The 23,130-nt window shown below is 70.6% G+C and carries 16 protein-coding genes and 1 pseudogene; 11 read left to right on the top strand and 6 right to left on the bottom strand.

Translation table 11 applies throughout. The features are described 5' to 3' along the window. The first annotated feature begins 8 nt into the window (after nt 1–8). The 5 genes from G4D85_RS46830 (at nt 9) to G4D85_RS46810 (ending at nt 7,406) form a co-directional block, all read left to right on the top strand. Nucleotides 9–716: a sulfite exporter TauE/SafE family protein gene (locus tag G4D85_RS46830; RefSeq protein WP_164021355.1), complete on the top strand. Its 708-nt coding sequence runs from the start codon at nt 9–11 to the stop codon at nt 714–716. Between the two features lie 47 nt (nt 717–763). After that, entirely contained in the window at nt 764–1,792 is a 1,029-nt protein-coding gene (locus G4D85_RS46825) for a hypothetical protein (protein WP_164021332.1), read from the top strand. A 186-nt stretch (nt 1,793–1,978) separates the two neighbouring features. Further along, on the top strand, nt 1,979–5,086 hold the full coding sequence (locus G4D85_RS46820) for a tetratricopeptide repeat protein (protein WP_164021330.1): 3,108 nt from the start codon (nt 1,979–1,981) through the stop codon (nt 5,084–5,086). Nucleotides 5,087–5,145: 59 nt separating this feature from the next. Next, nucleotides 5,146–6,027: a sigma-70 family RNA polymerase sigma factor gene (locus G4D85_RS46815; protein WP_164021328.1), complete on the top strand. Its 882-nt coding sequence runs from the start codon at nt 5,146–5,148 to the stop codon at nt 6,025–6,027. Between the two features lie 92 nt (nt 6,028–6,119). Continuing rightward, complete coding sequence (locus G4D85_RS46810; RefSeq protein ID WP_164021326.1) at nt 6,120–7,406, top strand: matrixin family metalloprotease; 1,287 nt, start codon at nt 6,120–6,122, stop codon at nt 7,404–7,406. A 34-nt stretch (nt 7,407–7,440) separates the two neighbouring features. On the opposite strand, the gene G4D85_RS46805 is transcribed toward G4D85_RS46810, so the two are convergent. The 3 genes and pseudogenes from G4D85_RS46805 to G4D85_RS46795 form a co-directional block, all read right to left on the bottom strand. Beyond that, complete coding sequence (locus G4D85_RS46805; protein ID WP_164021324.1) at nt 7,441–7,791, bottom strand: DUF2019 domain-containing protein; 351 nt, start codon at nt 7,789–7,791, stop codon at nt 7,441–7,443. Then, nucleotides 7,791–8,747, bottom strand: a pseudogene (locus G4D85_RS51035) (hypothetical protein). Before G4D85_RS51035 ends, G4D85_RS46805 begins: the two are co-directional and overlap by 1 nt. A gap of 44 nt (nt 8,748–8,791) precedes the next feature. After that, the gene (locus tag G4D85_RS46795; protein WP_164021322.1) at nt 8,792–8,956 is read right to left on the bottom strand and encodes a hypothetical protein; all 165 of its coding nucleotides are present in this window, start codon (nt 8,954–8,956) and stop codon (nt 8,792–8,794) included. 1,103 nt (nt 8,957–10,059) lie between these two features. On the opposite strand from G4D85_RS46795, the gene G4D85_RS46790 reads away from it, so the two are divergent. The 3 genes from G4D85_RS46790 to G4D85_RS46780 are packed head-to-tail and all read left to right on the top strand — an operon-like array spanning nt 10,060 to nt 13,738. After that, on the top strand, nt 10,060–11,403 hold the full coding sequence (locus G4D85_RS46790; protein WP_164021320.1) for a hypothetical protein: 1,344 nt from the start codon (nt 10,060–10,062) through the stop codon (nt 11,401–11,403). Continuing rightward, nucleotides 11,393–12,997 (top strand): Tox-REase-5 domain-containing protein, encoded by a 1,605-nt coding sequence (locus G4D85_RS46785; protein ID WP_275900414.1) that lies wholly within the window; start codon nt 11,393–11,395, stop codon nt 12,995–12,997. Before G4D85_RS46790 ends, G4D85_RS46785 begins: the two co-directional genes overlap by 11 nt. A 12-nt stretch (nt 12,998–13,009) precedes the next feature. Then, nucleotides 13,010–13,738: an immunity 52 family protein gene (locus G4D85_RS46780; RefSeq protein WP_164021318.1), complete on the top strand. Its 729-nt coding sequence runs from the start codon at nt 13,010–13,012 to the stop codon at nt 13,736–13,738. A 76-nt stretch (nt 13,739–13,814) separates the two neighbouring features. On the opposite strand, the gene G4D85_RS46775 is transcribed toward G4D85_RS46780, so the two are convergent. After that, the gene (locus G4D85_RS46775; RefSeq protein WP_164021316.1) at nt 13,815–14,735 is read right to left on the bottom strand and encodes a DUF2381 family protein; all 921 of its coding nucleotides are present in this window, start codon (nt 14,733–14,735) and stop codon (nt 13,815–13,817) included. A 107-nt stretch (nt 14,736–14,842) separates the two neighbouring features. Next, nucleotides 14,843–16,786 (bottom strand): serine/threonine protein kinase, encoded by a 1,944-nt coding sequence (locus tag G4D85_RS46770; RefSeq protein ID WP_164021314.1) that lies wholly within the window; start codon nt 16,784–16,786, stop codon nt 14,843–14,845. Between the two features lie 265 nt (nt 16,787–17,051). Between G4D85_RS46770 and G4D85_RS46765 the strand changes: the two genes are divergently transcribed. Beyond that, entirely contained in the window at nt 17,052–18,875 is a 1,824-nt protein-coding gene (locus G4D85_RS46765) for a DUF885 domain-containing protein (RefSeq protein ID WP_240359928.1), read from the top strand. A 60-nt stretch (nt 18,876–18,935) separates the two neighbouring features. Here G4D85_RS46765 and G4D85_RS46760 read toward each other — a convergent pair whose 3' ends face one another. After that, entirely contained in the window at nt 18,936–20,522 is a 1,587-nt protein-coding gene (locus G4D85_RS46760) for a LamG domain-containing protein (protein WP_240359927.1), read from the bottom strand. A 202-nt stretch (nt 20,523–20,724) separates the two neighbouring features. Here G4D85_RS46760 and G4D85_RS46755 point away from each other — a divergent pair, with 202 nt between their 5' ends. Further along, nucleotides 20,725–22,323, top strand: a complete 1,599-nt coding sequence (locus G4D85_RS46755; protein WP_164021310.1) for a sigma 54-interacting transcriptional regulator — start codon at nt 20,725–20,727, stop codon at nt 22,321–22,323. A gap of 218 nt (nt 22,324–22,541) precedes the next feature. Continuing rightward, nucleotides 22,542–23,123, top strand: coding sequence for a hypothetical protein (locus G4D85_RS46750; RefSeq protein ID WP_164021309.1), 582 nt, complete (start codon nt 22,542–22,544; stop codon nt 23,121–23,123). Nucleotides 23,124–23,130: the final 7 nt, after the last annotated feature.

Raw genomic sequence — 23,130 nt, 5'->3', positions numbered from 1 at the left:
GCGGGGCCATGCCGCTCGAAACGCTCCTCCTCGCCGCGCTTCCGTCCTCACCCGCCGTGGTGGCCGGCGCACTCGGTGCGCTGACGGTGGGGCTGACGGGGAGCGTGCACTGCCTCCTCATGTGCGGGCCGCTCGCCTGCGCGGGGCTGCCCGCCGTGCCGGGCCCCGAGCGGCGACGCGCGGTGCTCGCCTATCAAGGGGCGCGAGTGGCGGCGTACACCCTCATGGGAGGAGCCCTCGGAGCGCTCGGAGGAGGCGTGACGCAGGTGCTGTCGGTCTCCACGCGCCCCTATCTACCCTGGCTGATGGCGGCGGCGCTGGTGGCCTCGGCGCTGGAGGTAGGCAAGCGGCTCCGCCCGCTACCGGGCCTCGCGCACGTCGCGAAGTCTATCGCGCGCTGGGGCGCAAACTTTTCGTGGACGGGCCGAGCGGGCGCAATGGGTGCGGTAACACCGCTGCTGCCCTGCGGCCTGCTGTACGGCGTGTTCGCGGCGGCGCTGGCAAGCGGCTCGTTCGCGGGCGGAGCGCTGCTGCTCGGAGCCTTCGCGCTGGGTGGGCTGCCCGCGCTGCTGGGCGCACAGCTCCAGGCGGGGCTGTGGAAGCACCGGCCGAAAGCCGTGTCCTTCCTGCTTCAACGGGCGGTGCCACTGCTCGCGGCGGCGGTGCTCATCTACCGCGCGGTGGGCACGACGAGCGGCCAGCCGGGCTGCCACTGATAGACTCCCGAGGCAGAGCGTGTCTGTCTGCTTGTCGGAGACTTGCCATGGAGCCAATCCCCGGTGCGCCGTCCTCGGTCAGCAACACGGACGACCTGGCCCGCAAGCTCGAGGAGACGGAGGGGACGGTGAACGCCTTCCTCGCCAATCCCTGGAAGGTGCCGTGGGTCAAGAAGAAGGACCCGGAGCTCGTGAAGGCGTTCTCACGGATCTCCTCGCGCCTCGTCGAGCTCCGGGTGTATCGGGAGCTCGGAGCCGCCGTGACCAGGCCGCCACTGCCAGTCCAGGCGCTCGCCTCCGTCCTCCGACGCATCACCGACAAGCTGGGCCGCGACGCGGCCTGGGATGCCGCCGAGGACTTGAAGATCACCTTGCTCTACTTCGCGCCGGACGCGCACCTGTCCTCGCTGCTCGAAGGGGAAGCGTCGCTGAAGGAGTTCCGAGAGCAGCGCGCGGCGGCCGAAAAGACGGACCAGGCACTCTCAGAGAGCTGGCGTGAGGCGGTCATCGACCGGCTCGCCACGCTCTACCAGCAGAGGATGGACTCCTGGCGACATGACCGCGCGAATGCTCAGCTCCGCGCGAACTACTTCTTCGCGGTGACGGCCGTGCTCGGCGGGGTGCTCGCCCTGGCTGGAGTGATGACACTCTGGGAGGGGAATCCCTTTGTCGGCGCCGTGAACACCTTTCTCCTGACGGCGATGGCGGCCGGAGCCCTGGGGTCGGTCCTGGGAGGCGTCTACACGCTGCGGGACGAAGTCCTGGGCATCCGGCAGCTCCGCGCCTTCTGGCCCGTGCTGACCGCGCAGCCGTTCGTTGGCGCGACCGCCGCGATGCTGCTCTTCGCCGTGCTGACGAGTGGTCTCATCCAGGTGGCGAACCTCGAAGTGGATTCCCTCACGTGGCAGCACCACACCGTCTTCGGCTTCCTCGCGGGCTTCTCCGAGCCGTTCTTCCTCGGCGTCGTGAAGCGGGTCGCCGGGTCGGTGGACGAGAAGAAGGCGCCTCCCGAAGCGCCCCGTCCCCCGAAGGAAACCCCCACGACCGGGAGCCCCGCGGCAAAGCCCGTCCTGTAGACCCTTCGAGGCGTGACCGGACTGTCACCCCACGAACAGTCGTGATTGAAGCCCGAGGTCCGAGGTCTCCCCTGCGGGCTCCTCCACCTGCCGCGCGTGGGCGTAGGGGTCAAGGGCGCCCCGCATATCAGCGAGGTCTTCCGCTGAAGTATCTTCCTCGGACGATGCGCTCCCAGGCTTGTTTCCATGCCCCCGTGTCCTGACGAGAACGAGCTGCTGGAGTGGGAGCAGGGGCACATGTCCGCGGAAGCCGTGGCCCGGCTCGAGGCCCACCTGGACCGGTGCGCGGAGTGCAGCGCGGTGGTGGCGGGACTCAAGGGACAGGGAGCCCTGGCCGAGGAGTCCCTGTCGCCACCCGGGCCGGACGCGCCTCCCCAGGCGGGAGCGCGCGTGGGGCGCTACGTGCTGCTGCGCCGCGTGGGCGAGGGCGGCATGGGGGTGGTCTTCGCCGCGTATGACCCGGACCTGGACCGGGAGGTGGCGCTCAAGCTGCTCAAGCCCGGCGCGGTAACGGACGCGGAGGCGCGCGGGAGGCTGGTGCGTGAGGCCCAGGCGCTGGCCCGGCTCTCCCACCCCAACGTCGTCACCGTCCATGACGTGGGCTTGGACGGCGACACCGTCTTCCTCGCCATGGAGCTGGTGCGGGGGCGGACGCTGCGCCACTGGCTGGCGGAAGCGCCGAGGCCGTGGCGCGAGGTGCTCGCGCGCTTCCTCCAGGCGGGCCAGGGGCTGGCGGCGGCGCACGCGGTGGGGCTGGTGCACCGCGACTTCAAGCCGGACAACGTGCTGCTGGGAGACGACGGCCAGGTGCGAGTCACCGACTTCGGCCTCGCGCGCCTGGCCCCCGCCGAGCCGGGGACGGAGCACGGCCCCACCCCGGAGGCCCCACCAGGGGAAGGCGACACCCTCGCTGGCGTACGGCAGGGAACCCCCGCGTACATGTCCCCGGAGCAGTGGCGGGGCCAGCGCGCGGACGCACGCGGCGACCAGTTCAGCTTCTGCGTCGCGCTGTACGAGGCCCTCTTCGGCCAGCGGCCCTTCGCGGGTGACACGGCGGGAGCGCGCCTCCAGGCCCTGCGCGACGGGCGGGTGACGCCGCCGCCGCGAGGCTCGCGAGTGCCCCGCGCCGTGCGCGACGCCGTGCTGCGCGGCCTGGCCACGGAGCCGGCCGCGCGCCACCCCTCCCTGGACGCACTGCTGTCCCGGCTCGAGTCCGCCCCGCGCGCGCGCCGCTGGCGCCAGGCAGCCGCGGCGCTGGCCCTGGGCGTGTCTGCCAGCGCCGCGGTGGGCTTCGCGCTGGCCCGAGGTAACACCGCGCGGATGTGCACCGGCCTGGAGGCCCGGCTGGAGGGCACCTGGGACGCGGCGCACCGGGCCCGGTTGGAACAGCGCTTCCGGCAGGGCGCGCTGCCGTCGCCCGGGGACGCCTTCGAGTCCACCGCGCGCGCGCTGGACGCCTATGCCCAGGCGCTGGTGGCCCAGGAGCGCCAGTCCTGCGAGGACACGCGCGTGCGGCACGCGCAGTCCGAGCGGCTGATGGACCTGCGCGCCGCGTGCCTGGATGGCCGCCGCCAGGCGCTGCGTGTCCTGGTGGAGCTGCTGGCGACGGGCGAGCAGGAGGCGCTCACCCGGGCGCCCGAGGCCGCGCGGCAGCTCCCCTCCCTGGCCGCGTGCGCGGACCGCGACGCGCTCGCCCGCGTGGAGCCGCTGCCCCAGGCCCCGGAGGCCCGGGGGCGGCTGGCGGCGCTGGGCCAGGAGCTGGACGGCCTGCGCGTGCAGGGTGCCGCCGGCTTCCATGCGCGAGCACTGCCCCCACTGGAGGCGGTGGTGGAGGAACTGCGGGGGCTGGAGCACCGGCCCACGCTGGCGCGAGCGCTGCTGCTGCTGGGCGAGCTGAGAGGCACCGCCGGGAGCTTCGCGTCGGCGCGCGAGGTGCTGGAAGAGGCGGTGCGCGTCGCGGAGGCCGGGCACGACGACGAGACGGCCGCGCACGCGTGGAACCGCCTCCTCTACACGGAAGCCGAGGGCCTGGGCCTGGCGAAGGAGGCCGAGCGCACCGCGCGCATGGCGGAAGCGGCCGTGGAGCGGCTGGGGTCCGAGGCCTCCCTGGAGGTGGCCGCGGAGCTGCACCGCGTCCTCGGCAGCCTCAGCTACCGGCAGGGCGAGTACGCGCGGGCGCTCGCCGAGTCCAGTCAGTCCCTCGCGCTGCTGGAGCAGGCGCGCGGGCCGCGCGACGTGGCGCTCGCCGACGTGCTCATCGGCATGGGCCAGGCGCTCAACGCGCTGGGACGCTACGCCGAGGCGGAGCAGCACCATGCGCGCGCCCTGGCGCTGGTGGAGGCGGTGTACGGCCTCGAGCACCCGCTGCGCGCCGCGCACCTCAACAACGTGGCCACCGCGCTGCGGCTCCAGGGCAAGGTGGCCGAGGCGGTGGCGCGCTACGGCGAAGCCCTCGCGCTGGGCGAGCGCCACCTCGGGGCGGAGCACGCCAGCACCAGCATGATACGGGTGAACCTCGGCGACGCGCTCTCGCGGCAGGGCCAGCTCGCACAGGCGCTGCCCCACTATGAGCGAGCCCTGGCGAGCCTGCGCAGGCAAGGGGACGCGGGGCGGTTGCGGGTGGCCAACGTGCTGCTGAGCCTGGGCAATGCCCGGATGGACCTGGGACAGCTCGTCCAGGCGGAGGCGGCCTACCGCGAGGCGCTCACGCTCCAGGAGGCGCAGCTCGGCCCCCGGCACCCGGACGTGGCCCTGTCGCGCAACAACCTGGGCTGGGTGGCGATGGATGCGGGCCGCCTGAAGGAGGCGCGCGCCCACTTCGAGGCGGCACACGCGCTGTGGGAGACGACGCTCGGCTCCAGCCACCCGAAGGTGGCCAGCGCGCTGTACAGCCTGGGGCACGTGGAGCTGCGCTTGCGCAGGGTGGGCCCGGCGCTCGTCCACCTGCGGCGGGCGCTGGAGGTGCGCGAGCAGGCGCTCGGGCCGGAGCACCCCCGGGTGGCGCAGACGCTCGGGCTGCTGGGCGAGGCGCTGGTGGAGGACGGCCAGTTGCGCGAGGCCCGCGAGCCACTGGAGCGGGCGGTGGCGCTCTCCGCGAAGGTGGAGCTGGCTCCGCCCGAGCGGGCCCGGGCGCTCTTCGCGCTCGCCCGCGTCCTCTGGCCGTCGCGCGGGGAGCGGCCCCGGGCGCTCGCCCTGGCGCGGGAGGCCCTCGAGGCCTATGCCAGCGGCGCGCCCGTCTACGCGCCCCGTGCGCGCGAGGTACAGGCCTGGCTGTCCGCGCACGGCCCCTCCTGAGCCGCAGCGCCGTGTCTCACTCCCGCCAGCGTGGGCGGGCTCATCGGTGGAGGTGCTTCGTGGCGTCCGAGCAGACCGAGTCCTTCCTGTCGCGGGCGCCGCGCGCGCTCGTCCCGACGTTGCGGGCGCATGCGGGCCTGGAGGAAGCACTCGCGGGCCTGGTGCGACAGGCGCGCGAGGCGTGGCCTCGGGTGGACATGGACGCGGGGGCCTTCCTGGCGCACGTGGCCGAGCGGCTTCCCGCCACGGGCGAGGCCGGCGAGGTGCTCGCGAGCCTGCGCGCGGGGGAGCTCTTCCTCGCCTTCGCCTGCGCGCGGGGGGACGCGCGGGCGCTCGAGGCGCTCGACGCGCACGTGCTGTCGCAGGTGGGCACGTGGCTGCCACGCGAGTCACCCTCCCTCGTGGACGAGCTGCGGCAGGTGCTGAGCCAGCGGCTGCTCGTCCCGGTGGACGGGGCGCCGCCGAAGCTGGCCTCGTATTCCGGGCGCGGTCCGCTGGGACAGTGGGTGCGGGCGGTGGCGCTGCGGCTCCACATCGACCAGCAGCGCGCCGCGCCGCGCGAGCAGCCCGTGGGGCAGGCCCCGGCGGAGCTGGCGGAGCGGCTGGGCGCGGACCCCGAGCTGGCCTTCATCCGCGAGCGGCACCAGGAGGACTTCCGCGTGGCCTTCCGCGCCGCGCTGGGCCGGCTGGAGTCCCGCGAGCGCAACCTGCTGCGGCTGCACCACGTGCACGGCCTGTCCATGGACTCGGTGGGCGCCACCTACCAGGCGCCCCGCTCCACCGTCGCGCGCTGGATTGCCCGCGCCCGCGAGCGGCTGCTGGCGCTCACCCGCGAGGAGCTGACGGCGCGGCTGGGCCTCACCCCCGACGAGCTGGACAGCATGCTGCGCCTCGTGTCCAGCCAGCTCGACGTCAGCCTGCGTCAACTCATGACGGACTGACGGACCTCGAAATCGTGCTTCGCCGGGTGGGACGAAATTCCCCATTTCTCGTCCAAGGGGAAGTACCGCGGTGTTCCCCCTCGGAGACATTCATGACGAAGAGCTATGCGCGTTCCTGGGTCGTGCCGTTGGCGCTCCTGGGTGTGGTGGGCTGTGCGAAGACCGGTGGCGACGAAGCGCTCCCCGTCCCCCCGGCGGACGCGGAGGTGACGGCGTGGGTGCCCGGGACGCCGGTGCCCGCCGACGCGCACGCCGAGGGAACGGCCCACACGCTCATGGTCGACTGGATTCTCGAAGAGGACTCCGTCGATGAGCTGACGGACCACTCCGCCCTGGTCATCCACGGCCAGGTGGAGTCCACGCGCTTCGACGTCATCCGCGCCTGGGCGCAGTCCAAGCTGGAGGGGCAACCCTCTGGCGAGGCGAGCGGCGTCTACAACGACCTTCCCGTGACAATCGCAACCGTGAGGATTGGCGACCTCGCGCGCTCCTCGCAGGGGCTCAAGAGCGCCTCGGGCGGCGCGCTCGCGCAGGGCACCACCGTGGACGTGGTGTTCCCCGGCGGCCTGCTCGCCGACGGCTGCACGCTCGCGCCGGAGGACAGCCCGCTGCCGAAGGTGGGCGAGCAGTCGGTCCTCTTCCTCACGCCGCAGGGAGGCACGAAGCCCCTGGCCGCGAGCTCCATGACGGGCCTCTACGCGGTGACTGGCGGCCCGAGGGGTCGAGTCCTGGTGCAGGGCGGCCTCGTCCAGGGCGCGAGCGAGTCGCGTCACGCCACCGCGGTGGGAGCGCACGTGGGCCAGCCGGTCGACTCGCTGCTCGCCCAGGTCGAGGCCCGCGCACGGACTGTCGCGTACGTGAGCCCCGAGTCGCGCCCGGTGCGCAGGGTGGAGCAGGCGCCGCACGGGGGTCCGACGGCCCAGAGTTGGTGCGGGCTTGCCCGCTTCGGCTACAAGTGGTGCCGGAAGCCCACGAACGTCACCTTCACGGACTACACGGGCACGCGCTGGCCCGTCGGTGACGCCATGAACGCGTGGATGTACACGAGCTACTCGAACAGCCTGTATCTCTACTGGCGGGGCAGCGGCGCCTCCGACGTCACGGTCTACGAGGCGTTCTACGGCTACACCGGCTGGTACGGGTACGCTGGGAACAACTGGTCGGGCAGCTGCATGACCCGGAGCACCCTCCAGCTGAACAACACGTACTACTCGGGCGCGCACTACGCGAAGACAGTCGCCATCCACGAAGTCGGGCACAGCCTCGGCTTCTTCCACCACGGCAACTGCAACTCCATCATGTACACGGACCCCACCGTGTGTGCGGCGGCGGTGACGTCCTGCGACGCGCAAGCGGCGTCGGAGCTCTATCCGTACTGAGGAACCTGTCCACGAACCCGGCTCTCCCACAGGGTCATGCCGGGTCCAAGGCCCAGGTACCTTCCTCCCACCGCTTCAATGCCTGCTGTGCCTCGAAGGGGACCAATCCCTTGCCTTTCGCGGCCTCTTCCAGAACTGACCTGGCCTCTTCCGTACGATGGCGGAGCAGGAACGCCGCCGCTGCAACGCGGACATCCATGCGTGGATGTTTGAAAAGAGCGGCTAGCGCATCGCGTCCTGCATCTCCAAGGGCGCGAAGTTCATCGAAGACTGAGAGGTACTGATCGACATGCCTGTTCGCGGCTTGAGCGTCTCCCTGCCAGCCAGCCTCTGTCTCTGCCTGCACGTGCTGGGCGAATTGCTCAACCAGTTCTTCGAGCTTCATCACCAGACTCCGATCTGGATGTTCTCAATGGCCTGTAACCCGAATGCGCGCTGGGCCTCGTAAGACTGTGTGCGCAGCCATTGCCTCACGGTGAGATCTCGCGAGCCGGTGATCCTCAGGATCTTCCGTCTTCCAGGGGGATGACGTTCTCTGTGTTGTGAAGCGCATGGGGCCTGAACCGCTCCACGTTGCCTGGCGTCTGCTCGACGATGTGATGCCACTGCTTCCCCTGGCCCGCTGAGCCCAAGGCACTCTTGAGGCCGCCGAACGAGCCCCAGGACCTGAAGCCGGCAGGACTGACTCCCGCTGCGGCTCCTCTCAAGCCCTGGGCCGTCATGGCGACCGCCGTGGCGGGCAGGGAGATGACGACGGTGCTTCCTTCAACGGCTACCCGCACTCACCTGCCCCACGTTCTCCAGGCGGAGGCCTACCCGTGAGGCCCCGGCCATCGCGGCCTCCGTGAAGCTGGGCAGCATCGGCACGCGTGAGGCCAGCCACGCGGCGCCCCCAGTCATGCCATGACTCACCACCACGGTGACCGCGAGGACGAGGACGCGCGCCACCTCCGGCCCCACCCGGTTGGCGAAGCGCTGGCTGGCCTGCTCCAACTCAATCCACGTCGTGGCTCGGTCGGTGGCCCTCTTCAACTCCCGGCAGAGGCCGCCGAAGCTCTTGCGCATCAGGCGCTGCCATCGGGTGTCAGCACTGTTCCCCGGGTGGGAAGCGCGCACCAGCAAACCTTGTTGAGGCGCACGGAGCGTCAGGGGCGCCTCCAGCACCAGCCGCGCCAGCGCCTCCTCGAATGCCTCCTCGTCCACCTTCACGGACTTGTTCGAGGAGGACGGCCTGTACTCCAGGGGCGAGCCCTGCCCCGTGTCGAGGCGGACGACACGCGGGGAGGCGCACGCATTGAGCAGGGCGAGGAGCAGGACCGCAACGGTCAGACGGGTTGCCATGGGACGCTTTCCGGATCAAGGAGAGCCCCCTGTCTAGAGGAAGGTCACCCCAAGACGATAGCGCTCCAGTTCAACGCGTACACCTTGATGTCCTGCTCGACCTTGAAGACGCGGCCAGGCCCGCCAGCCCCCAGCACATCCAGAATCTTGAAGGGGCCCACGGTGTCGCCGGGGAGCAGGGTGTCCGGATGGAGGATGTCGCTCGTCATGGGGCGTGCCTCGCGCGGTGCGCTCTTGAGGGCGGGGCCACCGGATTGGAGCACTGCGAGTCACATCTCAACCGAGGGCCGTCTCCGGGGCGCAACCTAGCAGGTACGGAGGGAGCCATGGAGGCCCGTGGGTCCTGCCGGGCACGGGGGAACAGGCGAGCCCCGAGCGCGGAAGCCAACGCCTCCAGCGCGGCCCCAGGGAGGTGGCGAGCCCCCTGAGCGCGCTTGTCGGCCCCTGCCCCATGGGCGAGGCTCGCGGGGCTCCATGCGTCCCTTCCCCCGAGGCTTCATGACCGCGCTGCGTCCCACGAGCGTCCTCGCCGCACTTGCGTTTTCCGGGCCAAGGTGAGCGGCGATTCCGGGGATGCCGAGCAGGCATTCCGGGCATGTCGAGCACCGATTCCGGGGATGCCGAGCAGGCATTCCGGGGATGCCGAGCACCCGCGGTGAGGGGTGGTGGTCGACAGGAGCGTTGACGACGCCGGGCAGCACCAGGCCACTCCGCCCTCCCGACTTGGAGGCGGGGACGGGCGCCAGCAGCTGCGCCCCGCTCACCTCGACGAACCCGTCGCACTTCTCCACCGCGCGGGCCTTGCTGCCCCGAGGGGGCGCGGCCAGCGTCCGGGCCTTCAGCGCGGCATGGCCCACGCCCAACGCGCGCGCGACATGGGACACGCCGTAGCGCCGCGCTGCCCAGACCGCCGCCTCCCACAGTTCCTCCGGCATCTGCCCCTGCCGGGGGCGAGTCAGCCGCCACTGCTCAATGCGCCCTCGCAACTCCTCGACCTCTTCAGCCGCTACAGCTCGTCGCGCCACCGTGTCTCTCCGGGTCCAATCAAATGGGCCGAACACGGTACTGGCGGGCGCCAGTGCGGCTCACGCACGCCTGCCGAAAGGACACGGATGACCACGGGCGTCCCCCCGGCCCGTCGGCATCCCGAGCCAGACACTCCGAAGCAAGCCTCCGAGTCGTACGACTCGGGGGCTTCTTTGTTTTCCACAGGCCGCTGCGCACATGCTGCCGTTCCGGCGTATCTGTCGGACTGGGCAGGTATTACCTGGTTCCACTTCCCGCTTGGGAGCACATCCAGGAGGCGCGAGCGATGGGGAGACGCCGGTGGGTGGGGGTTCTGTTGCTGTGGCTCTGGCCGGGGCTGGGAGGAGCCGCCGAGCCTTCCACGGAGGATGGCGCGGCACCTGCTCTGGCTTCTCAGCCCCGGCCGTGGCACGTCCTGACGCGCCTGGAGACGGCGACGCTAGCGCTGCTTCCCCGGGAGGGGGCGGGTGAGGGGGAGGGCTTCGCGCAGGTAGAGCCGACCGTCATTCTCGATGGAGGCCCGGGCTTCGGCGTCAGCGTGGGCGCACCCGTGCGGCTGCGGCTGTGGGGCGGCGGCGGGGGCGCGGGGCTCATGCGGCGCGAGGACTGGGACAGCCTCTCGGACTGGGGCCAGCTCGTGCGCGCCCTCAAGCTGGGCAGTGACGCGTCCTCCGTGGCACTGTGGATGGGGCCTCTGGAGGGCTTCCACCTGCTCTCCGGCCACCTCGTGCGACGCTACTCCAACCGGAGCAATCCCGACTACCACCCGGCGGGCGCGCTCCTCACCGCGAAGCTGGCGCCGCTCTACGTGGAGGCGTTCGCGTCGGATGTGCTGGGGGCTCGCCTCGTGGGCGCGGAAGTCGAGCTGGACGTGCAGCACGTCCTCTTCGGCCCGCCTCGCCAGAAGGGGCGCTACACGTTGGCGCTCTCCGCCGTGCATGACTGGGGCCGGGCTGGAGGACGAGCGCCGTCGATGACGCTGGCGCACCTGGACGCGACGGCGGTGGTGCTGGTGCGGCGCGGCTTCGAACTGCACGTGCTGGCGGGCTGGGGTGGACGGCCGGGCGCGGGCGGAGCATGGGGCGCAGTGGCGGGTCTTGGCGCGGATGCGGTCACCCCCACGCTGGACGTGCTGGCGCGGCTGGAGGTGCGCAGGCAGCACGGCGGCTTCCGGCAGGGGTACTTCGGCCCGGACTACGAGCTGGCGCGCTTCCAGGCCGCGGGCTCCGAGGGTGTGCCGCTCGCTGAGTCGCCCTTCCCAGGTGGCTTCTCTGTCTACGGGGAGGCGGTGGTGGGCTGGGATGAGGTGTGGCTGGGCGACGTACCGCAACGTCACCTGCGGCTCTCGCTGGGCGCGGAGGCATTTGGCTGGGGGCGCGTGGATGTGGACGGACGGCTCGCGGTGCAGCTCGCCCACCGCAACGTCGAGCTGGGCGTGAAGGGGCTCGTGGTGGGCCTGGGCCAGCCCGGTGCGCGCTACCTGGTTTCAGCTGAGGCGCGCTGGCGCTTCACTGGGGGGAGGCTCTACGCCACCGGACAGGGCGGCACGTTGCTGTTCCCCACGGTGGACGGGGCACTGCGGCCGGGGGCCTTCGCATCCGTGGGCTTGGGGGTGGACCATGCGCGCTGAGCTGCTGGGGAGGTGGCTGGCCATGGCGGCCGCCGCGTGGCTTTGCGCCGGGTGCGCCACGCTGGCGCCGCTGCGCGGCTCGGGCGGCCCATTGGAGCCGGCGTCGCATGTGCCCCGCGCCACCACGTTGCAGCGCGGCTCGGGTGGGTTGCAACCGCTGGCAGGTGAAGACGAGCGGCTGCGCCGTCGCCGTTCGGTGCGAATGCCAGCGGGCACGGCGGTGGACGTGGGCGACATGGGCGTGCTCGCGGCGGAAGCCGGCCTGCTGGAGGTGGACTCCTTCGAGAAGCTGCTGGTGTACGCGGGTCTGGACCCCACCGAGGACCTGCCCCCTCGCGTCAACCCGCTCACGCCGGAGGAAGCGGCCCGGGTGCTGGCGCTGCTGCTCCAGAAGCCCGTGACGCTGGGCAACTTCCCCGCGCGCATGGCTGCGGCCCACCTGATGCGCGAGGTGCTGGAGGACGGCGAGGTGTCGCGCGAGGCGCTGCTGCGCCGGGTGGAGCGCTTCGCGCGTGTCGCGGTGCTGCGGCCCGACGGCTACCTGGCGTGGGCGCGCAACGGACGCACGCAGCAGCGGGTGGCCCCGGTGGAGTGGAGGGACGGCGTGTTTCGTGCGGGCCTCTTCGAGCTGGGGCGCTTCTACGTGAGCAACGGCTCCGTCTTCCGGCTCGCGAACGAGCGGCTGGAGCCGGTGGACAGCGCGGTGTTCGTGGAGGTGTACGACGACGCGGATGTCATCAGCCGCACGCTGGACGGAGCGGAGGAGGTGTTCGTCGAGCTGTACCACGCTCTGGGCCAACTCTTGACGCATCCGGTGGACAGCATCACGGCGCTGCGCAACCTCCCGGCGGGAGTGGCGGCCCTCATTGCCTCCTCGCCCGAATACTGGGAGCGCTTCCGGTACATGACGGCAGGTGAGCAGATGAAGACCGTCGCCAGGCTGACGACGAACCTCATCGCGACCTGGGGTGCGGCTTCGGCCACGACGCGAACGCTGCGGGGACTGATGGCCGGTGCCGAAGCCACCGTGCCGGTACTGTCGCTCTCGGCCGAGGGAGCGCTGGTCATTGAACGCATCGCCGTGCCGGTGGGACAGGCCGCCTCGGGGCTCAGCGGCGGCCCCGGAGCGGCAATCATCCTCCACCGCGCCAACATGGCGACGCAGGGACCGGCACCTGCTGACGGGCCGGGGCAGTGGGGATTGGCACAGGAATCGATGTCCCCGCGTGCGCGTCACTACCAGGAACAGATCACGAGACACTCGGCGGACGATGCATATTGGATCGGCGGTGTGGGCAGGAACAGCGGAGGCGTGAAGTTCGATGGATTCGAAAACGGCGTACTGCTGGAGGCGAAGGGGCCGGGCTATGCCAACAAGTTCCTCGACGACCTGCGGCCAAAGGTATGGTTCGAGAAGTCAGGAGCGAAGGCCCTTGTTGAGCAGGCTCGGCGACAGCTCAGGGCTTCTCATGGCACGGGGGCCTCCATCCGGTGGCATATCGCCGAGCAGAAGACGGCCGAGGCAATCAGGGAGTTATTCAGGGCCAACGACATTGAGGGCATTGAGGTTGCTTTTACCCCTCCACTCAATTGAGCAAGGCGGACCATGAACGAGACCTACTACGCGGGGACTTATTGGGGGCCACGGAAAGAGTCGCCGGAGGAGTGCGCCCGACGGATGGAGATTTTTCTTGCCAACCTGCGTGATGTCGATCCGGCATTCGCTAGCTGGTGCCAGCCGGGCAAGTCGCGGAAGGATGCATTGAAGCGTCCTATTGAGCCCAATCGCGCCGGGTTGGCGAAGCTCATGCTCCGAGGCAAGGATCGTGTCTTCGAGGACCTTGGGTTCAGATTCAGTGCCTGGAATGGCGTGGACGACGATTACGATGCAACCGGCTTCGACGTCCATTGCGGTGGTTACACGGACGCGGTGCGTAACACATGCGTATTCACTCTGCCGGGTCGAGGGCCGCTTGCGGACCGGGTGTTGACCGCATCCGTGTTGGCTGGGCTGCTGCGTGCGTCTGCTGTTGCGTGGGAGCCGCACTGGGGCGTTGCTGCATCACACGCTCATGGCAAATTGATAGATGCACGCAGTGTCAAGGGCGCTCCCCGCATCGGATGGGTGATGTATCTTGCAAATCATTGCGGGGCAGTGCCGCCGCTTCCTGCTCCCGTGCGCATTGAGCCAGTCGCGGACAGGGGGACGCTTATCGTTCTGACCTCTGAGCGCTTCACGGCAACCAACCCGGAGCATGCAGCGCTGGCCGAGCGAGTGTGGGAGCTGCTTGACCGAGCCGGGCTGCTGAAGCCGGTCCAGCCCGTTACCTCCTGAACGCCAACGGTGGCCCTGCGAATCACTGCGCGGGGACACCATGTTGCACGTATGTCGCAGGAGGCCCGATGCGCACTCAAGGAAACGTCGCGCCGCGGAGGGTCACGACCCTGGCCCCGCTCGCATCCCAGAGCTTGAGCGTGTAGGGGCCGCTCACCGCGTCCGCTGGGGCTTCCGCTTCGACGAACACGCGTCCGCCCTTCTGCCCCGGCGCGATGGGCTCTGGCGGCCAGAGCTTGAGCACCTTCAGCTCAACCCCCTTCTTGCCTTGGAGCAGCAAGCTCGCGCCCTCGGGCACCCAGGCTGGCGCGTCTTCAGGCACCCTCAACCGCACTTCCACGGCGACGCGCTGGGCAGAGCGGTACACCACGATTTCCTCCACCCTGAGCACGTCCGTCGGGGTCAGGGAGACGCTACTGAAGATGTCGCGGGAAGTGACTCCGCTGGCCTCCATGAGTCCCGCCGCGCGCAGGCCCACGAGGCCGCCCGGCCCATGCTTCTCGCCGCGCAGCCGGGCATTCTCCTCGCGGCACTGGCGGGCCTCCGCCTCCTGCTCCGCCAACTCCTGCTGATAGGACTCCACCGTGCGCGCCTGCCGGTAGACGTTCACCAGCGGGTCTGCCTGGGCCGCCTGCACGGCGAGCACGAACACCGCGCTTCTCGGGGCAGCGCCGTCCTTGAAGCCCACCCTCACCTGCCGCCGCGCACCAGCGTTCAGCTTCTCCGAGGGAATCAGCTTGAGGGTGCTCGGGCCCACTTCGACCAGGGAGAAGTCGTCGCTCCCCTCCAGGCTCAAGGACCCCGCCAGCAGCTCCGCGTCGAAGCTGAACAGCGTGGGCCGGCCTGGGCTGATGCAGGCCATGAGCAGCTCACCCGCGGGCACCGCTGGCAACTCGATGTGCCGCACGCCTTCACGACAGGTGACGGCCTCCGGTACCGCGGCAACAGGCCCGGAGAGAACGAGCGCCAGGAGGACGGCGGGTGGCAAGGCGAGCACGGGAGGAACCCCTCAGGGTGGCGAGCAAGATACAGACCTGCCACGTCGCCTCTATCACGCCTCGCGCCGCTCCTGCGCGGGGTTCACGCCATGTCACCCTGGCTGCCTCACTCGAACCTGCTGACCGCCTTCACCCAGACGCCAAAAAAGACCCTGGCTGTGTCGGGGCCTCCGTCGGGCTCGCGGACGACTCCCCGGACTCTCTCGTCGTAGTCCAACAGCTCCATGCAGATGGGGAAGGTCTCCTTGCCGTCTCGGGTCTGCGCCTGCGTGAGCCGCCCATGGACGCGCTCGCCAAGGATGAGGCGCCCGGTCAGGTCGTAGTCGGGCATGCTCCCCCAGTCTTCGCGAGAGACGGAAAGCGAGGTCGGCCCCTCTTTCACCGTGATGATGCGAATTGAGGGGTTCATTCGACGGCTCGCGGTAAAGACCGCGGAGTGCACATCGCCCACGTTGATGCCCCACTGCTTCATGGCCTCCACCGCTCCGGGCGGGCACTCCTCGGACGGAGGCGCGGGGCGGACCTGGGCACCCGTGCAAGCCAGTCCCGTGCAGGTGAGGGTCAGGGCAAGAGCCTTGCCCACCGTCCCGGCACTCTTGGGCTGCATCTTCAGGGGCGGAGCCTTCTTGGGCATCTTCACGGAAGCATCGTCCTTCTGTGGCATCGCCGGGGTTGCGGCGGCCGCGGGGGTGGAGACCGCCACGGGCGGAGCTGCGGCCCGGTCAGCTTCCGGCGGGTTTTCCGGGGGCGCCACTTCCTGACGTGCCGCTGTCCCGTCCGCCAGCGCGGTGGGGCGAACCGCTACGACAGGCGGTGTGTCGCGGCGAAGGGCGCCCCACCCCACGAGCGCCCCGAGGCCGACGACCAGCGCGCACGACAGCGCCCCTACCAGCGGGCGGCGTACGCGCATCCAGGTGAGGCGTTGCTGCCTGCTCCGCGCGGCGCCAGCTCGCATCGGCGCGAACAGCTCCTCGACCGGGGGAGCCACCTCCACGTACTGCGCTGGCGGCGCCTGCCCCTCTTGCTGAACCCGGTCCTCCGGGGCACCGCGTGCCCGATCCTCGTCCAGCTTGCGCTCCTGCCACTCCTCTTCCGTCATGGGGGCGGGCCCACTCTCGGGCAGGTCCAGCGGCACCTTCCAGGCGCGGGAGGTCCGTTGCTTGTTCGCCTCCCAGAGCGCTTGATACAGCGCGTGCGCGCTCTCGTACCGGTCCTCGGGCCGCTTCGCCAGCAGCCGCATGGCGATGGCGCCGAGGCTCGGTGGCACCTTGGGATTGACCCGGTGTGGAGGACGCGGCATGCGCAACCGGATGGCAGCGGCCAGCCGCTCTGGCGGAAGCTCCATGTTGATGGGATGGCCGTCCGTCAGGGCGCTGTAGAGCAGCACGCCGAGCGCGTAGAGGTCCACCGCGGGTCCACCCTCGAAGCGTGCTTCGTCTCCGTGCTGCATTGCCTGCTCCAGCGCCTCCGGGGGGATGATGGTGAGGTTGATGGGAGGCATGCCCTGCGTGAGCGTCCGGGCTCCGGGCATGGACACGCTGCCCAGGTCCAGCAGGAACGGCCACGAGTCCTCCTTGCGGATGAGGACATTGCCGGCATGCAGGTCGCGGTGGTGCATGCCCCGGCGGTGCATCTCGTCCAGCGTGCGCACCAGGGGCAGCAGCACGTCCACGAGCTGGGCGGCGCTGGGGTGCTTCTCGTAGCGCCACTCGTGGAAGGGCCAGCCGTCCACGTACTCCATGACGACAAAGAGGAAGCCCGCCTCCGGGTCCGGCCACCTGCCCACGTGGAAGACTCGGGGGAAGTGGGGGTCGGGCATGCGTGCCAGCATGGCCGAGGCTTCCCGTTGGCACCGGCCGTCCACGTCCTCCTCGCCAGGAGCCCGCTGGCCCGGCAGGCGCGTGGCCATCTTCAGCGCGTATACCTTGCTGTCCTGCTCGACCTTGAAGACGCGGCCAAGCCCGCCTGCCCCCAGCACGTCCAGAATCTTGAAGGGGCCCACGGTGTCGCCGGGGAGCAGGGTGTCCGGATGGAGGATGTCGCTCGTCATGGGGCGTGCCTCGCGCGGTGCGCTCTTGAGGGCGGGGCCACCGGACTGGCGCACTGCGAGTCACATCTCAACCGAGGGCCGCCTCCAGGGGCGCAACCTAGCAGGTACGGAGGGAACCATGTAGGCCCGCAGGTCCTGCCGGGCACAGAGGAGCAGGCGAGCTCCGAGCGCGGAAGCCCGTGCCTCCAGCGCGGAACCAGGGAGGTAGCGAGCCCCTGAGCGCGCTTGTCGGCCCCTGCCCCATGGGCGAGGCTCGCGGAGCCCCATGCGTCCCTTCCTCCGAGGCTTCATGACCGCGCTGCGTCCCACGAGCGTCCTCGCCGCACTGCTGCTGCTGTCCCCAGGCTGCACCCCCTCGCGCCCGTCGGCCCAGGCGGAGTCCGCCCTCGGCTCCCAGGCCGCGGCCCTCACGCTGTCCCCGGCCCAGGTGGCGCTGCGCGCCTTCGTGGACGCGCACTTCGAGGAGCACTTCCGCCGCTCGCCGATGGCGGCCACGTCGGCGGGTGTGCACACCTACGACGGAGAGCTGCGCAACTTCCGTCCCGAGGAGCGCGCCACGCACCTGGCGTACCTGAAGGACCGGCTCGCGGCGCTGCCGACGGCGGTGGACCGCGCCGCGCTGCCGCCGCTGGACAAGGCGGACTACGACATCCTGGAGAACCACTTCCGCTCGCGCATCCTGGAGCTGGAGGAGGTGCGCTCGTGGGAGCGCAACCCGAACACGTACCTGGGCTTCGCCTCGGGAGCGGTGTTCCAGCTCATCAACCGCGACTTCGCGCCGCTGGAGCAGCGGATGGGCTCGGCGGTGAAGCGCATGGCGGTGGTGCCCGAGGTCTTCGCGGCGGCGCAGGCGAGCCTGAAGAACCCGCCGAAGCTCTGGACGGAAATCGCGCTGGAGCAGGTGAAGGGCACGCGGGCGCTCTACGCGCAGACGCTGCCCCAGGCCTTCGCGCCGGTGAAGGACGCCGCGCTGCAAGCAGCCTTCAAGAAGGAGCAGGCCCGCTGCCTGGAGGCCATCGACGGGTACACGAAGTTCCTGAAGGAAGATTTGCTGCCGCGCTCGCAGGGTGAGTTCGCCATCGGCGAGGAGACGTACCGGAAGAAGCTCCAGTACGAGGAGGGCGTGACGGAGAGCATCGACTCGCTGCTGGCGTGGGGCCGGTCGGAAATCCAATTCACCCAGCAGCAGTTCCGCGAGGTGGCGGGGCGGCTCGGGCCGGGCAAGGCGCCGATGGACGTGTACCGGGAGCTGGGCAAGGACCACCCGGCCCCGGCGGAGCTGGTGGCGACGACGACGGCGACGCTGGAGGAGATCCGCCAGTTCCTCATCGACAAGCGCATCATCACCGTGCCCAGCGAAGTCCGCGCGCGAGTGGCGGAGACGCCGTCCTTCAACCGGGCGCTGTCCTTCGCGAGCATGAGCACGCCGGGCCCGTTCGAGAAGAAGGCGACGGAGGCGTACTACTACGTGACACCGCCGGACCCGGCGTGGAGCGCCGAGCAGACGACGCAGCACATGAGCTTCTACAACCGCTATGCGCTGCACCTCGTCTCCATCCACGAAGCGTACCCGGGCCACTACGTGCAGTTCCTGTGGACGAACCGCGTGGAGTCGAAGGTGCGCAAGCTGATGGGCTCGGGCTCCTTCAGCGAGGGCTGGGGCCTGTACACGGAGCAGATGATGCTGGACGAGGGCTACGGCGGCACGGGGGTGCAGGCGGACCGGCTGCGGCTGAACCAGCTCGCGCTCTACCTCCAGCGGCTGGCGCGCTACGTGGTGGGCCTGTCGCTGCACACGCGGGGCATGACGTACGAGCAGGCGGTGCGCCTCTTCGAGGAGGAGGCGTTCATGACGCGCATCAACGCGGAGCGCGAGGCCCGCCGTGGCACGTCGGACCCCACGTACCTCGTCTACGCGCTGGGCAAGAAGCTGCTGATGGAGCTGCGCGAGGAGGCGAGGGCGAAGTGGGGCAAGGACTTCACCCTGCGGCGCTTCCACGACGAGGTGGTCTCCTACGGCTACCCGCCCGTGCCCATCGTCCGCCGGCTGCTGCTCGGCGAGGACAGCGCGCCCCCGGCCTCTCATTGAGGAGAGGACCGCGGCGTCACCGGGCCGGCGAGGAGCCCCCCGCCGGCCCGGCGTCATCGCCTACTTGCCCTTGGCCATGATGGCCCCAAGGCTGGAGTCGGCCCAGACGACGCGGCTGGGCCCCACGGCCAGGCGGGTGATGCTGCCCCACCGGACGACGACCGCCGGCGCCCACTGGCCCCCCCCTACGGGAAGCTGGAGGATGTCGTAGGGGCTCGTGTTCTCCGCGATGTAGAGGTGCTGCCCATCACTGGCGAGGCCCGTGGTGCTGAGCGACGCGTTCCAGAGTGACGCCGTCGGGCCACCGGTCTTGAGGGCCTTCACGATGTAGCCTCCCGGCGCCATCCAGTAGAGGTGGCCGCCATCGACGGTCATCGGCCCGACCAGCTCCTCGGCGAGAAGCGAGGTGGGCGTGCCGCCCTGCACGGGCATCCGGTAGATCCACCCGTTGATGCCCTGCTGCCAGCGGAGCTGGAAGTAGAGGAAGGCGCCATCCGTGACCAGGCTCTCGGGGGCCGGAAGTCCCGAGGCCATCAGGGTGATGGCCCCGCCGTTGACGGGCAGCTTGAAGATGCTCCCTCCGGCTTCGGCCCAGTAGACGTACAGGCCATCCGTGGCCACGGCAATCGGGTGGGAGCGGCCGGAGGCGAGCACCTGCGCGCTGCCGGTGGAGAGCGAAGCCTTCATCACCAGCCCCGAGGGCCGGTTCTCGACCCAGTACACGCTCGTGGTGTCCGCCGCCACGCCCGCGACATCGAGTCGCCCGTCGGTGACCACGTAGGCCTCACTGGGGGCCATCGCGGCGTCCGGACCGGCGTTGTAGCTGTCGGTGATGCGGGTCGGCGACAGCGCCGCGCCGTAGACGCGGAACTCGGAGAACGTACCCTTGAAGAAGGGGTCGGCCGGATGGAGGGAGCGGCCCAGCCAGCTGTTCACGGGGGTGCCCAGGCTCGCCGGGGTGAGCGTCGTGGACGCCTTCTCCGCCACCAGCCCGCCGTTGACGTACAGGCGGGTGAGCCCCGTCACGCTGTCCAGCGTCACCGCCACGTGCGCGAGCACGCCCACGGGAAACCCGCTCGCGCTCGTGGCCTGTTGCTCTCCGCCCATGGCGGTGGTGGTGATGCTGAAGCGCGGCGTGCCGGTCGCTGGCCCCGAGTCGAAGCGGCCGTTCATCGGGGTGAGGAACAGGGTCTTGTTCCACACGCCATCGTTGAAGTCGAAGATGCGTGCCCACGTCTGTCCCACGGCGGAATCCCACTTCACCCAGGCCTCGAAGGTCGCATCCTGGAGGCTGGCGATCGTCCCGCCGATGGGCAGGCTCACATAGCCACCCCCACCGTTGAGCGTCACCTCGCCATTGACGACGACGGAGGCCCCTCCCAGCAGCGCTCCGTTCGCCCCGCTCACCGAGTCGCGCCCGTCGGTGTCGAAGCTGTAGCGATGGAGCAGCCCCGAGCCGCTCTGCGTGAGTCCCAGGCTGGCGCCGCGCGCCGTCTCCGGCTCGGCCTCGACTGCCTGCTCGGGTGAGCACCCCACCAGGCCCAGGACTCCGGCCAGCACGGCGGAGACCTTCGTGGCCCGGCGGAGCGCGCCCCACCCTTCGTGCTGCCTGGAAGCTCGCGAGCTGAAATCAGACATCGTCTTCATTGCTTTCACCTGAGTAGGTTTTCGGGGTTTGACGTCCAGCCCCGGCGGCGCCACCGGGCTGGACGTCTGCGATTGCATCCACCGTGCCCAATCGAAAAGACACTTCCTGGCCGGGTCGGCTCACACCCGGCGACGTGGTGGGCGGCCGCAACGTCGGTCGAAGTAGAGTCGCCGCCATTCACGCGGTCCCCGCTGGAGCCTCATGCGCGAGCCCCCCCTTGAGGACTTCTCCACGGCCAACGTTCGCGAGTCGGGCGAGGAGCCTCATCCTCACGACGCGCCCCTGCTCCCGGCGCTGACCGTCGTCTCGCATCCCCTGCCCCACCGCGTGGGAGACCGCCTGCTGCTGGAGGGGCTCGCCGCGGGCCGCGACGTGGCGCTCTCGCGCAATGCCCCGGCCTTCGTCCCTCCCGGGGGCGCCCTGGGCACGCACCTGGCCGACCCGTTCATCAGTCGCAAGCCGCTGGTCCTCGCGCCCGGCCCGGATGGCAGCCTCCGCCTGACGCCCGCCGCGGACACCCGGGTCTCCCTCGGTGGCGAGCCACTCCAGGGCCCCTGGGAGCTGTCCTCCCAGGAGGTGGCCGCCGGAGTGCCTCTGGTGCTGGCCGGCCGCGTGGTGCTGCTGCTCCACCTGGCGGACCCCGCGCCGCTACGGGCCGGGGACCCGCTGGGCATGGTGGGCGCCAGCGCGGGCATCCAGCGGGTCCGCCGCCACGTCGAGCAGGTGGCGGACCTGGGGGTGCCCGTGCTCATCCGGGGCGAGACGGGCTCCGGCAAGGAGCTCATCGCCCGCGCCATCCACCAGCGCAGCCCCCGGAGGGTGCGGCCCTTCGTCAGCGTCAACCTGGGCGCCATCCCCCGGGAGCTGGCCGCCTCCGAGCTGTTCGGCGCGCGCAAGGGGGCCTTCACCGGCGCGGTGAAGGACCAGGACGGCTTCTTCCAGGCGGCCCACGGCGGGACGCTCTTCCTCGACGAGGTGGGCGAGGCGCCCCCCGAGGTCCAGGTCATGCTGCTGCGCGTGCTGGAGACGGGGGAGCTGTACCCGGTCGGCTCGCGCACGCCCATCGCCGTGGACGTGCGGCTGGTGGCCGCCACGGACGCTCACCTGGAAGAGCGGATTCGCGACGGCCGCTTCAAGGCGCCGCTGCTGCACCGGCTGGCCGGCTACTCCATCCGAGTCCCCGCCCTGCGCGAGCGGCCCGAGGACGTGGGCCCGCTCTTCCACCACTTCGCCCGCGAGGAGCTGGAGGCGCTGGGCGAGGCGCACCGGCTGAGCCCCGAGGACCCCTTCACCGAGCCTTGGCTCCCGGCGCCGCTGGCGGTGCGACTGGTGCGTCACGGCTGGCCGGGCAACATCCGGCAGCTCCGCAACGTGGCGCGGCAGCTCGTCATCGGCAACCGCGGCCAGCCGCGCCTGAGGCTCGACGCCCAGCTCGAACAGGAGCTCTCGGCGGACGGGGCCCCGTCGCCTGGCCGCCCCGCCACCACCGCCGTGCCCGGCCCCGCGCCCGCCGTGCCCCGCCGCAAGCCCTCGGACATCTCCCCGGAGGCGCTGCTCACCGCGCTACGAGAGGGAGGCTGGGACTTCCAGGCCGCCGCGGACCGGCTCGGCATCCACCGCACCTCCGTCTACGACCTCATCGAGCGCATTCCCTCCCTGCGCACCGCTGGGGATTTGAGCGTGGAGGAGCTCACCCGCTGCTTCCACGCCTGCCAGGGTGATTTGGACGCCATGGTGCGCCAGCTCGAGGTCTCCCGGCGCGCGCTGGGCCGCCGCCTCAAGGAGCTGGGGCTGGGCTGAAGCGCTCGCAGCGTGGCACCGACGCACGGCGCCACGCGTGGAAGCCCACGGCTCCACGCGTGGAAGGGGTGTCCCGCCCCCGCCCCACGCCGGCGGCCCCCGTGCCATGCGCTGGTACGTTCATTGCGAGTGCATCGCCACGGGAGGATTGGACAGACATGAGCAGAAACGAGTCGAGGATGTCGGACGGTTCGAGGGCGCGGAGTACTCCTTGGGCGATGGCGGTGCTGCTGCTGGGGCTGGTGGGGTGTGCCTCCACACAGCACTCCGCGCCCCCAGCGAAGCACCCGGGCACGGTCGGAACCACCAGGAATGACCTGGTCAATTCGACCCTGCGGTGCAAGAGCAGCCAGGGTTCCACTATCAGCGTCCAGTCTATCCTCGAACTGGATGACACCCCGTTGAAGCCCAAAGGTGAAACCGGTTGCGTCGCCCCTGGCGGGACGGTGCGTTTCGCCTCGAAATGCACCCACGGTCCCGTTGTCTACATTGTCAAGACCGATGGAGCGTTCTTCTCCTCTGCCCAGAAGCCTCATTGCGGCCCCGAACACGCGTCTCACGACAGCTGGGTAACGTTCAGTGAAAAGACAAAAACCTATGCCATCATCCTCCGAGCGAAGGATGACTATTGCGATCTGCCCATCGCCTCTCAGGCCGGTAGCAAGACAACCGACTATTCGATGTTCAGCGCCTGCAGTCTCCCCCGTGTCCCCAAGGAGGGCGACGCCATCGAGGAGGTCCTCACCGGCAAGCTGGAGGTGGCCACGACAGTAGGGGGAGATCCCCCAGCGGTCAGGTAGACCCACC

This window comes from Pyxidicoccus trucidator, from assembly GCF_010894435.1.
In the GTDB taxonomy this organism is placed as follows: domain Bacteria; phylum Myxococcota; class Myxococcia; order Myxococcales; family Myxococcaceae; genus Myxococcus; species Myxococcus trucidator.
The sequence above is the reverse complement of the archived record's forward strand: the minus strand, read 5'-3'. Positions and strand labels throughout refer to the sequence as shown.